The 15747-nt window shown below is 36.9% G+C and carries 15 protein-coding genes and 1 pseudogene; 14 read left to right on the top strand and 2 right to left on the bottom strand.

Translation table 11 applies throughout. The annotated features are described in order from the left end of the window. From TEPIDINF_RS06825 to TEPIDINF_RS06815, 3 genes are all read left to right on the top strand, one after another. The coding region (locus tag TEPIDINF_RS06825) for a zinc ribbon domain-containing protein (RefSeq protein WP_421691605.1) at positions 1 to 233 on the top strand (233 nt) is incomplete at its 5' end. 128 nt (positions 234 to 361) lie between these two features. Then, positions 362 to 535, top strand: a complete 174-nt coding sequence (locus tag TEPIDINF_RS06820; protein ID WP_161937310.1) for a hypothetical protein — start codon at positions 362 to 364, stop codon at positions 533 to 535. Between the two features lie 20 nt (positions 536 to 555). Then, positions 556 to 1209 carry a hypothetical protein gene (locus TEPIDINF_RS06815; RefSeq protein WP_421691604.1) on the top strand — a complete coding sequence of 218 codons (654 nt, stop codon included), beginning with the start codon at positions 556 to 558 and terminating at the stop codon, positions 1207 to 1209. 220 nt (positions 1210 to 1429) lie between these two features. Here the strand turns inward: TEPIDINF_RS06815 and TEPIDINF_RS06810 are convergent, their stop codons facing one another. After that, positions 1430 to 2833 carry a hypothetical protein gene (locus TEPIDINF_RS06810; protein WP_421691603.1) on the bottom strand — a complete coding sequence of 468 codons (1404 nt, stop codon included), beginning with the start codon at positions 2831 to 2833 and terminating at the stop codon, positions 1430 to 1432. A gap of 128 nt (positions 2834 to 2961) precedes the next feature. Here TEPIDINF_RS06810 and TEPIDINF_RS06805 point away from each other — a divergent pair, with 128 nt between their 5' ends. The 5 genes from TEPIDINF_RS06805 (at position 2962) to TEPIDINF_RS06785 (ending at position 8485) form a co-directional block, all read left to right on the top strand. Next, positions 2962 to 4638, top strand: a complete 1677-nt coding sequence (locus TEPIDINF_RS06805) for a DNA repair helicase XPB (RefSeq protein ID WP_421691602.1) — start codon at positions 2962 to 2964, stop codon at positions 4636 to 4638. A gap of 17 nt (positions 4639 to 4655) precedes the next feature. After that, positions 4656 to 6284 (top strand): helicase-associated domain-containing protein, encoded by a 1629-nt coding sequence (locus tag TEPIDINF_RS06800; RefSeq protein WP_421691601.1) that lies wholly within the window; start codon positions 4656 to 4658, stop codon positions 6282 to 6284. 62 nt (positions 6285 to 6346) lie between these two features. Next, the gene (locus TEPIDINF_RS06795) at positions 6347 to 6787 is read left to right on the top strand and encodes a YlbF/YmcA family competence regulator (RefSeq protein WP_068725036.1); all 441 of its coding nucleotides are present in this window, start codon (positions 6347 to 6349) and stop codon (positions 6785 to 6787) included. Positions 6788 to 6870: 83 nt separating this feature from the next. After that, positions 6871 to 7116 (top strand): YlbG family protein, encoded by a 246-nt coding sequence (locus tag TEPIDINF_RS06790; RefSeq protein WP_068725034.1) that lies wholly within the window; start codon positions 6871 to 6873, stop codon positions 7114 to 7116. Between the two features lie 163 nt (positions 7117 to 7279). After that, a complete protein-coding gene (locus tag TEPIDINF_RS06785) occupies positions 7280 to 8485 on the top strand; it encodes an MFS transporter (protein WP_068725031.1) in 1206 nt (401 codons plus the stop codon). 30 nt (positions 8486 to 8515) lie between these two features. Here the strand turns inward: TEPIDINF_RS06785 and TEPIDINF_RS06780 are convergent, their stop codons facing one another. Next, positions 8516 to 9400, bottom strand: a complete 885-nt coding sequence (locus tag TEPIDINF_RS06780; protein WP_068725029.1) for a LysR family transcriptional regulator — start codon at positions 9398 to 9400, stop codon at positions 8516 to 8518. A gap of 326 nt (positions 9401 to 9726) precedes the next feature. On the opposite strand from TEPIDINF_RS06780, the gene TEPIDINF_RS06775 reads away from it, so the two are divergent. From TEPIDINF_RS06775 to TEPIDINF_RS06750, 6 genes and pseudogenes are all read left to right on the top strand, one after another. Further along, the gene (locus TEPIDINF_RS06775) at positions 9727 to 11898 is read left to right on the top strand and encodes a molybdopterin-containing oxidoreductase family protein (protein WP_421691600.1); all 2172 of its coding nucleotides are present in this window, start codon (positions 9727 to 9729) and stop codon (positions 11896 to 11898) included. Then, positions 11899 to 12438, top strand: a complete 540-nt coding sequence (locus TEPIDINF_RS06770; RefSeq protein WP_068725024.1) for a 4Fe-4S dicluster domain-containing protein — start codon at positions 11899 to 11901, stop codon at positions 12436 to 12438. It begins immediately after the preceding gene. A gap of 5 nt (positions 12439 to 12443) precedes the next feature. Beyond that, the gene (gene nrfD / locus TEPIDINF_RS06765; protein WP_068725021.1) at positions 12444 to 13349 is read left to right on the top strand and encodes an NrfD/PsrC family molybdoenzyme membrane anchor subunit; all 906 of its coding nucleotides are present in this window, start codon (positions 12444 to 12446) and stop codon (positions 13347 to 13349) included. A 242-nt stretch (positions 13350 to 13591) separates the two neighbouring features. Further along, a complete protein-coding gene (locus TEPIDINF_RS06760) occupies positions 13592 to 15211 on the top strand; it encodes a stalk domain-containing protein (RefSeq protein WP_421691599.1) in 1620 nt (539 codons plus the stop codon). Between the two features lie 192 nt (positions 15212 to 15403). Next, positions 15404 to 15580: pseudogene (locus tag TEPIDINF_RS06755) on the top strand (transposase); the annotation flags it as partial. A gap of 55 nt (positions 15581 to 15635) precedes the next feature. Beyond that, positions 15636 to 15747 (top strand): helix-turn-helix domain-containing protein (locus tag TEPIDINF_RS06750; protein ID WP_421692152.1); only part of this gene is annotated, 112 nt, incomplete at its 3' end.

Raw genomic sequence — 15747 nt, 5'->3', positions numbered from 1 at the left:
GCTGGGGCATGTTCACCACCTTTCTCCAATACAAGTTAGAGGAGCAGGGGAAAAAGCTTATCAAAATAGATAAGTGGTTTCCATCATCCAAAACTTGTTCATGTTGCGGTCAAGTAAAGGAGTCTCTATCTCTTTCTGAGCGCATATTCCATTGTGATTGTGGTTTTGTGGCAGATAGAGATTGGAACGCTTCTATCAATATCAAGCGTGAAGGATTGCGACTGTTAGTATAATCATAAATAGAGCATGGAACAGGCTCGATAGCTAAGTAAATTTCGTACCGTTAGGTGCGATTACCTTAGAAGCCCCACCTCTAAGCGAAGCGTAGGTGGCGGGTAGTTCACCAGGGAGTCATACATTTATGTATGATCCTAATGATGGATGGGTTCGTGCAATTGAGGATACAGAAAACTTAACATTTCTCTATGGTAGAACTCGACCTGTAGAAAGTAGAGTTTACTTTAAAGGCGATTCTTCTTCAACTATTTTATGGAATTCTGGTGTGGTTGATGTTTCTGGTGATTGGACTACCTAATAAAAAGGAGTAGAAAAATAATGAAAAAGAAATCAATAATTATAACTATTATCAGTTTTGTTTTTTTGGGAGCAGTTTTAGGTTTAGCAATTCCTACAAATGCTTTTAATAAAGGAATATGGGAAATCTACCAAGAAATTAAAGATAATAAAATAAATGATAGTACTATTGTAGCCCAATTTAATGATTTTAAAATAACGAAAGAAGATGTTATTAATATTAAAAATGAATTTGAGAAAGTTAATAGAGAACTAAATGGTAATCCAAATTATACAATTTCTGAAGGGCAAATAATAAAAAATAAATTATTAAATGAATTTCTATATTTAGAAGCTAAAAATGTTGGCATTACTCCTCCAAATGACAAAGAAGCGAATTTAGCAAAAGAAGAACAATTAGCAAATTACCAAAAAGTATCAGATGATATTAAAAAAATACAGGAAGCAAAAATACAAGAACTTGGTTTAACTTTTGATGAGTATTGGAATGTTTACTGGATTGAAACTTATAAGAAGAATAAAATGATTAGTGACTATATTAATTTGGAAATGCAGAAATCTGAATATATTAATAAAACTAAAGAAAAAGCTAGAGATGAAATAAAAGAAAAAGCATATAACAAATATAAAGGGCAAGTCTTTTTGAATAAAGAATTAAATATTGTATTACCGTAATTCTTAAAACAAGATCTAATTAGAAGGCGTTGTCTATAATGCTCACATAGTGTCAACGCTCACGCTCTTTGACGGTAAATTTCTCACTGACAATGGCGTCAGCGTTGACATCATTGGCTGTTGTTCTATTCGTTATTTACTTGTTATTCAAATTCTTAAAAAGATAAACCTCACACCTATTGTGGTATCATTACCATAAAATGGTGTGAGGTTTTTCTGATCACAATAAAAACATAGCAAAAATAGTGGTGACCACTAAACCAATTACGACTGGAACTAGGTTTCGTCGTGCTAATTCGAAGGGGTCAACCCCAGTAATGGCGGCTGCAGGGATTAAAGCCCATGGTATCAGCGTTCCACCACCAACCCAGATCCCAGCAATTTGACCAAGAGCAGTTAAAGTAGCAGTACTTACGTCAACAGCAGAGCCAAACAAATGGGCAACTGATCCAGCCAAGGAAATTCCGGAAAAACCAGATCCGTCTAATCCCGTGATCGATCCAACAATAGTTAAAGTAATCGCCGCAATCTCTTTTGTTAATGGGACTACACTAGCAAGTGCCACTCCTAAATCGTTTACAATCCCTTGTGAACCTTCAGGCAGAGCATGTTCTCCCAAAATACTAAGAATCCCGGAGTCTCCTAGATAGAAGAATGCGGCGATAGGGATAACAGGTCCAAAGACTTTAAAACCAAATTGAAAACCCTCAACTAAGTACTCCGTTATTTTTGACATTCGTTCCTTTTTATGAAAGAGTAGACTTGTCACGATCAAGATCGTAATCGCTGTTCCTCCAACTAAGGCTGTCGCATCACCACCAGTAAGGTCAAGCATAAACATACCGATCACATCAAGTAAAAAAAGAATGGGGATTAAAATGGCAAAGGTTTTTTTCAATCTACGAATTTTTGGCGATAATTCAATTGTTTTCTTAGGTTCTTCTAATTCAACGAGCTGTGAGGAGTGTACATGTAAAGTCCCTTTTTTTAAATCTCTTCTTAAAAAATAGAAAGCAGTTACAGTTGTTACAAGTCCCATCACAATGACTAGAGGGACACTAGCTGAAACAACTTCTCCTACAGGAATTCCTGCTGCTCCTGCCGTAATGGCTGGGGCGCCTTGAATAATAAAATCACCCGATAAAGAGATCCCATGACCAAACAGGTTCATCGCCATGGCAACACCTAATGCAGGCAACCCCACTCTTATGGCTACTGGAAGTAAAACTGCACCAATGAGAGCAACAGCAGGGGAAGGCCAAAAAAACCAAGAGATGATCATCATCACAATACCAATCACCCAATAAGCGATCGATGGTGTTTTAATTAAATGGGTAACAGGGCGAATCATCAATTCATTGATACCCGAAGTAGTTAGGACTTTACTCATCGCTACAATTATACTAATAATTAAGATGGTACTTAGTAGTTCTTTGATCGCAAAAATCAAACCATTAAATACGGATTGAACTGAATCAGGCAAGGATTTTGTAACAAGCAATCCGATGATAAAAATGCCTAAGATACTGACTAACGTCGTATCCTTTTTCATAATCATCACACCGATGATCAATAGGATAAAGAGGAGATAGACCCAATGAATCGCTAATAATTGTATTTCCATAATTACCCTCCTTACTAGGCAATCGCCTTACTCATACCATATGCAGTGGGAGAAAGATTGGTGTGATACATAGAATATGTCCTTTTGATTCAAGCTAAAAGAATAGGTGTTAAAGCGAGGTGGAAAAATTGAGCATCCATCCTGAAAGACCACTCATTATCCAAAGTGATCGTTCGATGTTTGTAGAAGTTCAAAATCCGATGTATGATCAAGTCAGGGAAAAAATTACACTGTTTGCCGAACTCGTGAAAAGTCCGGAATACATTCATACTTATCGGATGACGCCGCTATCTTTATGGAATGCAGCGGCAAGTGGCATTACAGCTGAGCAAATCTTAGAAAGTTTACATCAATATAGCAAATTCCAGGTTCCTTCCCACATCGAAACGGAGATACGAGAATATATCAGCCGTTTTGGATTGCTCTCTTTTGAAAAAATAAATGGGAGATTGGTATGCAAGACGAAAGATCCTGAAATTTTAAAGGAAATCATGGCTTACCGTTCTTTAAAAAACTACTTTTTAGAGGAAATCGATCATTTTACTGTTGTGATAGATGAGTCTGCTAGAGGTGTATTGAAGCAAGAGCTGATCAAATTAGGTTATCCCGTTCAGGATTTAGCGGGATATCAGCAAGGAGAGCATTTGCCTATCGCTTTATTACCACAGACGCTGTCAGGAAGACCATTTCAATTACGAGATTATCAGAAGCAGGCGATTGATTCGTTTTATGCAAGTGGATCGATTTATGGAGGCAGTGGGGTTTTAGTATTACCCTGTGGTTCAGGGAAAACCATTATTGGTATAGGAATCATGGCCGAAATTAAAAGTGAAACCTTAATTTTGACGACAAATACCACTTCGGTTCGGCAATGGATACGTGAGATTTTAGATAAAACAAGTCTTACGGAAGAACAAGTGGGGGAGTATAGTGGGAATCTAAAGGAAGTAAAGCCGGTTACAGTGGCCACTTATCAAATCCTAACGCACCGTTCCTCAGGTCAGAGTGAATTTACACATATGGGGTTATTTCAACAAAGAAATTGGGGTTTGATTATTTACGATGAGGTACATCTCTTACCTGCTCCTGTTTTTCGGTTTACCGCAAATATTCAGGCCAAAAGAAGAGTAGGGTTGACAGCTACACTGGTTCGAGAAGATCAGAAGGAAGAGGAAGTCTTTTCTCTCATAGGCCCTAAGAAATATGATGTTCCATGGTTACAAATGGAAAACGAAGGATGGATCGCAGAAGCCCTTTGTACAGAGATTCGTTTACCCTTGTCCAAGGAATGGAAAGAAGAATATCTTATAGCACCAAAAAGACAAAGGTATCGGATTGCTTCCACTAATCCTTTAAAAATAGAAGGGTTAAAGAAAATTTTAAACAAACATCAAGGCGATTCCATTCTCATCATCGGACAATATCTTGATCAATTAGAGAATATTGCTAGAGAATTACAGGTTCCTTTTATTACGGGTAAAGTTAAGCAGGATGAACGGGAAGTCATCTATCAGCGTTTTAAAAATGGAGAGATCAAAATTTTAGTCGTTTCTAAGGTAGCAAATTTTGCTATTGATCTTCCTGATGCAAAAGTTGCGATTCAAGTCTCAGGTACCTTTGGTTCAAGGCAAGAAGAGGCTCAACGTCTAGGTAGAATCTTAAGACCAAAACAGGAAGGGAATCAAGCCTATTTCTATACATTGGTTAGCGATCAAACCATCGATCAGGAATATGCGATGAAACGGCAACTCTTTTTAATTGAACAGGGGTATCAATATAAAATTGAAGAGCATGATTTGCTATAAGTGAGGGGGAAGATTTTATGCAGCTAAGATCTTATCTTGAACAATTGTCACCTTCCACATTAAAAAAAATCATTGAAGAACATCAAATCAAAGTTAATAGCAATCAACCTAATCAAATGGTCGAACAATTGATTGAGCTTTTTTCAAATTCTGATGCATTAAGAGAAATCTTTGAAAAAATGACGAATTTAGAAAAAGAGGTCTTAAGCTATTTTATCGTTCAGATTCCTAACCAAATCTTTCCTTATCGAAAATTAGATAAATTAAGAGGAACATTAAATAGGAATGAGTTCGAATATGGATTAATCAAATTACGTAGAAAAGGAATTCTATACACCATAAGAAAATCCTGGGGAGAAGTGGCCTATACGATCCCCGAACAGCTTTTTTTGCAATGGCACCGATTTTTATTTTTTCAAAACTTTAATCAACAATCCGAAGAGCAAACCCCTTATACTTTAGAGCCAAGTCCAAAAGGAGATTTGGAAGAAGATCTTTTTCAATTTTTAACTTATATCCAAACAGAATCGGTTCCACTCACGCAAAGAGGAACAGTACATAAACGCCATTTGGCCAAGCTGTCAGAACACTTTGGGATGGATGAAACTTTGTTAAGCAAATTTCCAATGAATCGAGATCATCTCTATGAATACCCTGTTTTTTTACAGCTTTTATTAGTAATTGTAGAAACGATGGATTTGATCGAAAAAACAGATCAATTAGTTGGGACAGATAAAATAGAAAAATGGTTTACATTGACTCAAGGGGAAAGAAGAGGATTGTTGGAACAACTGATTCGGATACAGTTTAAATCAAGCGATATCTTTCTACAGCATTTATTTTTTATACTTTTTCATTTTCCAGAAGGACGCTGGTATTCTTTCACGTCGATTTTTCATAGGTTAGCTAAACGTTTAAACCGACCTGTAAGTGAGGAGTTTGCTGTTCGAGCAGAACAAGAAATATTAAAACCATTATATGCTTTTGGTTGGATTGAATTAGGAAAAGATACAGATGGAAACTGGCTATTTAAATGGCTTCCTAAAGAAAAAGAGGAATTAGCTCAAATCTATGTTCAACCCAATTATGAACTTTTAGTGCCCAAAAATTTTCCTTATCGATTAAGAGCTCAATTAGAGCAATTTGCTGTTTTGGAACAAATAGACCAAATGAACCGCTATCGTTTAACAAAAGATTCGATTTTAAAAGGATTAGAAAAACAAAAGTCAATTGAAGACATTTTAGCTTTCTTGGAAAGGTTGAGTATGATCCCGATTGGGGACCATTTGAAACAAACCCTCCTTGATTGGGGCAAAAATTATGGAACCATTTCATTTTTAGACGTTCGAATCATGGTATGCCAATCTGAAGAAATCGCAAATACTTTAAAGTCGCTACAACGTTTTAAAGAATGGATCATTGGCGAGATTTCGCCAACCCATTTAATCATCAAAAGAGAACGATTTGACTTTCTTTTACAGAACCTTCAACAGGCTGGATTTAATCCAAATAAACAGATATGGACTGAGGATAGGGTATTAATGGGTCAAGAGATAGAAGAAGAAGAGGAGACTCCTTTTGAAGTGTTAAGAAACAAGGATTATCGAATCGAAAATGTATTTCCCTCCTTTCCATTCCATATATAGTTAGTCATCCTTTCATAGTGCAAACCATCATCTCATGTTATAATAAGGATGGAGGGATTGATATGAATTTAGATACCGATGTGATTCTCCAAACTTATGATTTGGCAGATATGATTAATCGGTCAAAAGAAGTGATGGAGTATCTTCAATATAAACAAGCATTAGAAAAAGATCCAGAAGTGATTGCGCTGAAGAAAAAACTTCAAGAAGAAAAAGAAAGCTTTGCAGAGGTTCAACGCTTTGGCCGCTTTCATCCAAGTTACCATGAAGTAAAACAAAGAATCGATCAGGTATTAACTGAGCTTGATCAACTTGAAACAGTAAAGCAGTTTAAAAAAGCTGAAGAGAACCTAGATCAAATGTTTTACCTCATATCTCGAACGATTGCTCATTCTATTTCAAAATCGATCAAAGTACCTAGAAATGGTGATGCATTGTTAGGTGGTTCTTGTAGTACTGGAAGCTGCAGTTCTTGTGGATTAAGTAATGTCTGTGCGATTTAACTTTTTTTAATTCTTGCATCAATGTTAAAGAAATGGTAGTATGTCTTTAAGTTTTGTTATACGTTTTCAAAGGAGACGATGACATGTTTCCAAAAAGAGTTGGACTCATTGTATGGATAAATGATTTTAAAGCAGCAAGGAATCTAGAAAGAATTGGACATATCCATTTTATTTCTAAAAGAATGAACTATTGTATTTTATATGTGAATGAAAAAGACATGGATAAAACAATGGCATATTTGCAAAAATTATCGTTTGTGAAAAAGGTAGAACGTTCGTATCGAACTGAGATTAAAACGGATTACTCCTCCAAAACGGTAATAGAATAATGAAAAATTAGATTAAAAGACGAGATGATATCTTGTTTCCTTTTTTTAGGATAAAAGGGAATAAGATATTTTTTTTCTTAAAAAACCATTTCACTGTCTTTAAATTTCGTTTTACGAAATATATAATAAAGAAGATTAGATTCAGAGAGAGAAGGGACAACATATGGAGTTATGGCGGAGAAATTTATATATCCTTTGGGGGGCGGTTTTTTTATTGATGGCAGCAATGAGCTCCATTATGCCGTTCTTACCGTTGTTTATTCATCAAGAAATGGGGATTGAATCCGAAAGTCAAGTAGCATTATGGGCAGGGTTGATATTTGGGGCCAATTTTTTAACTGCATTTCTTTTTTCACCGTTATGGGGAAGATTAGCTGATAAATATGGGCGTAAAATTATGATTCTTCGTTCAGGATTTGGAATGGCTATTGTTATTTCTCTCATGGGGTTAGCTACAAATGTCTATCATTTGTTATTTTTACGTTTACTAAATGGAGTAATTGCAGGATTTAACCCTGCTGCAATCGCCTTAGTTGCCACGAATTCTCCTAAGGAAAAAGTAGGATATGCTATGGGAACATTGCGTTCTGGAGCTGTTGCTGGTTCGATTATAGGTCCATTTTTAGGTGGGATTTTGGCTGATTATATTGGTTATCGGCATGTTTTCTTTTATACTGGCTTGTTTATTTTAATCGCAACATTTATTGTCATGTTTTTGGTTAAAGAGGAATTTACTCCAAGAGAAAAACAAGAGACAGGTAGTTTTGTTAGTGATTTCAAGTTAATTGTAGCAACCCAACCATTGATTCAACTATTTGTAGTTGCCTTTATGATTCAGTTTGCGGTACTAAATGTGAATCCAATCTTATCGCTGTTTGTTCAGAAATTAGAACCACCTGGTGGAAAAGTCTCGTTTTTCGCAGGATTGGTTGCTGCTACGGCTGGTTTTGCTGAGATGATAGCTGCCCCAAGATTAGGGGTGTTAGGTGATAAGATCGGGCACCAGAAGGTTCTGATTTATTCTATTATCGGTGCAGCTCTACTTTTCATTCCTCAAGGATTTTCTACAAATATTTGGCAATTAATTATTTGGAGGTTCTTACTTGGGCTAACAATAGGTGGTTTACTACCATCTGTCAATTCGTTAACCCATCGTTTCGCACCAAAAGGGATGGAAAGTACTGCCTTTGGATATAGCAATAGTGCAACTTTTCTTGGGAATATGATTGGACCAATTTCAGGCGGTTTTCTAGCGGGGTATATAGGGTTAAATGGAGTCTTTTTTGTAACTGCGCTTTTGTTATTGCTTAATGGAATCTGGGCGCAATGGGCATTGAATAAAAAGATAAAATCATTAGCTAATTCGTAGTAGATATCTTACTTGCCTAAGTCTATCATTTCATAAAAATAATTCTTCTATAAAGGGTTTTAAGACTGGATTTGTATTTTCAGAGGAGTAAACTAGATAATAGTCAATTTTAATATTTAATGATTCAACCTTAAGTAATTTGATATGTTCCAAGGAATGGCTCATATTTTTTAGGGTATCACACATAAAGGAAACTCCCTTTCCTGATTCAACTAATGATTTCATCGTCCCTACATTATTCGTTTCGGCGATAATATGTAGTTTATTCATTTGAATTCCTTGTTGGATAAGTGCCTTTTCAACAGTTTGTCGGAAACCTGTATTTTCATCAGGTAAGATCATTTCAATTTCATATAGCTCATGTAATGGTAAAACGTCAATGTTTTGCCATTTTTTTTGGTTAGGAACGGCTAAATAAACTGGTTCGGTAGAAATGATCTGGGAATGAAAAGGAGATTCTGAAGGAATAGCACCTTCAACAAGTGCAACATCAATGGAATGCTCCTCAAGTTCTTTAAATAGATTGGCACGATCGTAGGTGATAATTTTCATTTCGACCATGGGATACTTATCCATAAAGCTCCATATTTTACAAGGAAGGAAATAGCTGCCAATCATTGATTCTGTACCAATCATCAGTTTTTCCTTATTGGGTTGTTTAGTAGGATGAATCGTTTCGACCAATTGATGGTAGGTATGAAGGATTTCTTGTGCATATTGAAAAACGGTTTGACCTTCTTCTGTCAATGAAACACCATAAGGAGAACGCTCAAATAAAGAGGTATTAAGTTCTTCTTCCAACAAATGAATTTTGTTACTAACTGCTGGTTGTGAAAGATGTAACAATTTTGAAGCTTTTGATAAGCTCTTCAATTGGGCAACCAGTAGGAATACTTCCAGATTAGATATTTGCATAGAATACCCCCATTTTTAACATAAAAGCTAGACAAGATATTCTAATAAGTCAGAATTTAATATTATTTTAACATATTCTAAGTATTTGTTATAGGGGGTATTAAAATGTTTAATTTCCACTAATAAGGGATTTAAACATACAATTAAAGTGAGCAATTCATAATTTCATACATGATTTTTCTATAAATAAAGAATAGAAGGGGAGTGGGATTTTATTTTTTTTACAATTTTATGTTCAATTCTTCACAAATTTTCAAGAATTCTTCATCATTTTCAAAAAATCTTCACAACTTATCTAAATCTTCAAAACACAAGGAGGGGAACTTATGTTACAAGTATCGCGGAGAACATTCTTAAAAGCCTCTGCTGCGACAACAGCCTTAGCCTCATTGGGGGCTATTGAATTTCAAAGCTGGCAAACCCTTTATGCAAATGAAAAAGAAAATATAACGATCACACCATCCTTTTGTAATGCATGCTCAAGTAAATGCGGAATCTTGGTATATTCAAAAAATGGTAGGCTATGGAAGGTTGCAGGTCACCCTGATCATCCTTTTAGTAAAGGGAAGATTTGTGCTAGGGGTCATGGTATTGCAACAATAGCTTACTCACCTGATCGAATCAAAGAACCTCTTAAAAGAAAAGAAGATGGCACATTTGAACCAATTTCTTGGGAGCAAGCTTATCAAGAGATTGGTCAAAAGTTGAAAGAGATTGTAGCGAAAGACCCAGGTTCTGTTGTTTTTGTAGAAGACCCAAGACCAACCGGGAAATTTTATGGTCCTCGTTTCTTAGATGCGATCGGATCGCCAAACTATTTTAACCATCTTGTCGTATGCTCTAATGCTAGAGATACAGGATTTACTCATACCATTGGTGGAGTTCCGGGTGGAGATGTGGCCAATTCTAAATACATTATGTTTATTGGACGAAGTTATGGTGATGGGGTAAGACCAGCCTCTGTGCAGGCACTGGGAGCGGCAAAAGATAATGGCGCTTATGTTGTGATTGTTGACCCACGCTTAAACAATACGGCTCCTCTAGCTGATGAATGGTTATCGATACGTCCAGGAACGGACTTAGCTCTTGTTTTAGCTATGTCAAATGTATTGGTGACAGAAGAGCTTTATGACAAAGAGTTTATTGCTAATTATGCTGTTGGCTTTGAAGAATATGCAAAAACAATCCAAGAGTATACGCCAGAATGGGCAGAAAAAGTGACGGGGATTTCCAAAGATACGATTTCTCGTATTGCAAGAGATATGGCAAAAGCTAAGCCAAAAGTAATGATTGAACAATCTTGGCGTGGTGGTTTTGGTTGTACTTATGCTAATAGTGCTGAAACAGGGCGTGCTGTTGCGTTATTCAATGCATTATTAGGAAACATTCAACAAAAAGGTGGCTATATCTTTGGAAAAGGTCCGAAACTTGGAAAATTAGATCCTACCATACATCCTACACCATCACCTTCTACTCTGCCAAGGGTAGATGCAGAATTTCCATTAGTCAACCCACATGCTGGTGTGGCAAGCGTAATTCCTCAAAAAGCAAAAGCAGGGATTGTGAAAGCAGCTATCATTATTCAAACCAATCCTGTTCGGGGATATTCCGATCCTAACTATATGATCGAAGGACTAAGAGCGCTTGAATTAAGTGTTGTGATTGACGTGCAAATGTCAGAAACAGCGATGGTTGCAGATTATGTGTTACCAGAACCAAGCTATTTAGAGCGAGACGATGTGATTGAAGCATTGCCTGGTGGTAAACCAGCTGTTTGTTTAAGACAAAAAACCATAGACGTTGTTCATCCCAATACTGTTCCAGCTGATCAAATTTTCACAGAGATTGCGAAAGCAATGGGACTCGGTCACTATTTTAACTTTACCGTTGATGAATTAAACCAGGCGATGATTGCTCCACTAGGTATTACTTTATCTGAATTAAAGAAGAAGGGAACCATTGTAATCGATGATCCAGTTGAACTTGGCGTTGTTCCCAAATTGAAAACCCCATCAGGTAAAGTTGAATTCGTAAGTGAGAACTACGCAAAAGCCGGTTTTTCACCTGTTGTGAAATGGATGGAGCCAAAAGTAAAACCAGACCAAGATTCATTCCGCCTGATAACAGGGAAACAAAGTTACCATACACATTCTTATACAACAAACCTACCCTATTTGCTGCAAATAACCAAGGATTATAACTCAGAACGGTTATGGATCAACAAAAAACGCGGTATAGAAATGGGATTAAAGGATGGAGATTTGGTTGAAGTTGAATCTGCCAATGCAAAGAGTCAAGTAAAAGTAAAACTTACAGAACGAATTCATCCAGAATGTGTTTTTGTCCCGTCACCATATGGTAACTTCTCTGATGGACTTCATTTGGCAAAAGGCGTTGGATTTAGTTATATGGACCATGTTCCCTATCAAGTGGATCCCATTGGAGGCACATCAATGATCCATGAAGTCATCGTAAAAATTAGAAAGGTGGGAATCTAAATGACTCGCTATGGAATGTTAATTGATACAACAAAATGCGTCGAGTGTTTTGGTTGCCGAGTGGCCTGCCAAATGCAAAACGGATTACCACCAGAAGAAGCATTCATCAAGTTTTATGAACAAGAGGAAGGGGTCTATCCTAACGTCTCTTTCTATGCTGTTCCTGTTCAATGCCAGCATTGTGAAAATCCGCCATGTATGCATAATTGTCCTACAGGAGCAACTTATCAAACCAAAGATGGCATCGTATTAGTCGATGAGAATAAATGTATTGGTTGTAAATATTGTGTCGTTTCCTGCCCTTATCAAGCAAGAGTCCCCAATCATGAAACAGGTGTAGTGGAGAAGTGTCGTTTCTGTGCAGAAGAAGTGGCAGCAGGCAATCAACCGATTTGCGTCAACACCTGTGTTGGAAATGCGAGAATCTTTGGCGATCTTGATGATCCTAATAGTGAAATCTCAAAAGAAATTATTGCAAGAAAAGCAAAACCATTAAGAGAAGATTTAGGAACAAAACCAAAAATCTATTATGTGAGGTGATCCATATGGTTTGGGGAATGATGATTGCATGGTACCTATTCTTAGCAGGGGTAAGTGCGGGCGCTTATCTTACCTCTCATATCGTGAGTAGGAAGTTTCCTTTTGCTACAACGATTCAAAAGACAGGATATATTCTTGCGCCAATTCTATTAGCGATAGGACTATTGTTGCTTGTTTTTGATGCCGAAGCAGGTTTACATCATCCATTGAGATTTATCTATCTACTAGTTAATTTTCCTAATTCGATGATGACCAATGGTACCTATATCATTTCAGTCTTTTTGCTGATTACAGCTTATCAAGCTTTGATGGTCTATTTGAAGAAACAAGTGAATGTTTGGATTGAACGACTTGGCGTTTTATTTGCGATTGGAACAGCCGGTTATACAGGATTACTGATTGGTGTAGTTAAAGCGGTTCCATTGTGGAATACTTCTGTTTTACCTGTTTTATTTATGGTTTCCGCATTCTCAACGGGAATCGCTGCTACCGTGTTGTTTGCGACATTAGCTGATCGTAAAGCATGCTACAACATGCAATGGTTAAAGAAAACTCACTTTTCTTTGATGGGTTTGGAGTTGATTCTAATCTTCTTCATGCTTTATGTAACAAGTGCAGCTAATGAAGCCGCTTATCAATCTGTTCAGGCTTTAATCGTTGGAGAGTATGCTCTTATGTTTTGGTTAGGGATTATCACCATTGGATTATTGGTTCCAATGGTGATCGAAGGAGTTGAACTATTCCACTTCCATGCTTCAACAAAGCCTCAAAACTTACAAGTTTCTGCAGCATCATCGTTAACAGGACCTAGCTTATTACCGGCTTTAATCACAGAAGGCTTTGTACTCATCGGTGGCTTTATCCTACGTTATATCGTATTAGCCGCTGCCTTGACGATATCCTTGTTTTAGCTTTATATCGTGACGGTAAGAAAGTATAACTTTCTTCTATTTGTCATTTAAGGTTTGTATATTCCATAAGCTGTGACCTTCAGTAGTGCCCTTCTTTCCGTAATCTTTATTCATAGAAGGGCACGGATGACGGAGCGCGATGGTATACAAACCTTTTTTTATGTATAGTGCTTGACAAAACTAATAGCAATAAGTTTCGTATAATATAATAGGATAAAAAATACAGAAGAGGAGAACTAGCAATGATGAAAAAACATAAGAAATGGATTCCAATTTTTCTTGCACAAATCATATTTCTCTTGGTAGTCATGAGTACCCCGCCCCTGACTCAAGCAGCAGATCAAGTTACCTACTATCCTCCATATCCTCAGGGAACAATTGGTATTAACCAACCAGAAATAGGTTGGACGATTTTTCTCGGTGATAATCAGCTGGAAAAAGTAGAGTTCACCCTAAATGGAGCAGCGATTCCAGTAACTTATGATGAAGAACGTCACACCTTTTATGCCAAGCCGTCAAAACCATTAACAGGGAGTAACACAGTAAAGGCAACCATTCATTTAAAAGGTTGGGCTAACACAATCGAAAAAACATGGACCTTCACCGTTTCAAAAGTAAGCTTAAGTTCTTTACCTTTGCCAAACCAAGAACAATTATCTGCGATCAATTTGGCTAATGATTATCGTTATATTCTAGGGATTCCCTTATATGAATGGGATCGTTCACTAAATATGGCTGCACAAAAGCATGCTGAATATCAGGACAGACTAAATGTTTTTGGCCACTATCAAAAGGAAGGTACTTCTGGATTCTTTGGTGAGACAGTTGCAGATCGTGCTTCCTATTACGGATTTTATGGAGATACGTCTGAAGATATAAGTTATCAAAGTAATCCATCGATTCAAGAGGCGATTGATGGGCTTTTTGATGCCCCTTACCATCGTATTCCATTTCTTAATCCATCTTACCAATACTACGGTTATGGAAAAGCGGGTTACTTTCATGTGATAAATTTTGGTGGTCAAATTAAGTCAAGTTTAACTTGGGTCGCTTATCCAGGACAAAACCAAAAGGATGTACCCATTGCATGGAATAATTATGAAACCCCTAATCCGTTGCGCTTTTATTCTAATGCTCCGAAAAAAGTAGGTTATCCAATTATGATAGGGGTATATGGCAGTCAAGTCGAAAACGTAAGGTTAAAGTCAGCAATAATATTGGATGAGGAAAATCATGAGGTCCCTATCTATGTGAATTCGCCAAAAAACACAGGAGGTAATGATGAACATTTACAAAATGAAGTGATTCTCATTCCAAAATCACCTTTGGCATTAGATAAAAAATATAAGGTGAGTGTCATATTGGAAGTCAAGCAAAATCAGTTAGTAAAGTCCTATGACCAAACTTGGACGTTTCAAACAGAAAAGATTGCTGGAAAAGGAAAGGATACCCTTCATCAACAAGTAAATTATCCCCCATTTTCAGATCAGATGGAGGAAATTCATTTTCGACTAGGAGAACGCTTTGTTCAAGTCGATAATGCTCAATATCCGATAGATGCCATTCCCTATGTTCAAAATAACCGAACCATGGTCCCGTTTAAGGTTTTAGGCAATAGTTTGGGGGCAAAAGTAGATTGGAATGAGCAAACAAAAACAGTTTTTTATCAAAAGGGCAATCTTACCATTGAATTGCCAATCAATACCTTGCAGGTTAAAGTGAATGGAAAAACCTTATTATTAGACCAAGGAGCAATTACAAAAGATGGAAGGAGTTATGTTCCCATTCGGTTTATCAGTGAACAATTAGGGGCTTATGTAGATTGGGATGATGAAAAACAGCAAGTCACCATCAAGCCATAAAGTCAACTACAAAAGAAACGTTAAAGTTGTCCCTTTTTTAATTTCCCTCCGAAAGAAGTCTCCCACTTCTAAACGTGAAGGTGTGCCAGCACCAGTGAAAGTGGGAGATGAATTTCGGTTAGGCGTAGCCTAAAGTTGTCTTTTTTTGCTATGATATAATTAGTCTTATATAAATGAAAGGCTGATATATCAATGAAATTAGACAGTAATAACCATTCTGTGTTCCTCCTATATTATCATCTTGTTCTGGTCGTAAAATATCGCAGACAAGTGATTGATGATACCATATCTGACTATGCAAAAGATATGTTTGTTAGACTGGGTGAAAATTACAATATTTCCTTAGTAGAATGGAAGCACGATGTTGAGAAGCTTTTGCTTACTCACAACGGGTGGTGCGCCCATTGAAGTGAGGTGATTCGATATGGCAAACAAAGCATATAAGTTCCGTCTGTACCCAACACAAGAACAAGAGCAATTTCTTGCGAAAACCTTCGGTTGCGTTCGTTTCGTCTACAATAAAATGTTGGCTGAAC

This window comes from Tepidibacillus infernus, from assembly GCF_048898065.1.
Classification (GTDB): domain Bacteria; phylum Bacillota; class Bacilli; order Tepidibacillales; family Tepidibacillaceae; genus Tepidibacillus_B; species Tepidibacillus_B infernus.
This window is presented reverse-complemented; position numbering and strand designations above follow the sequence as displayed.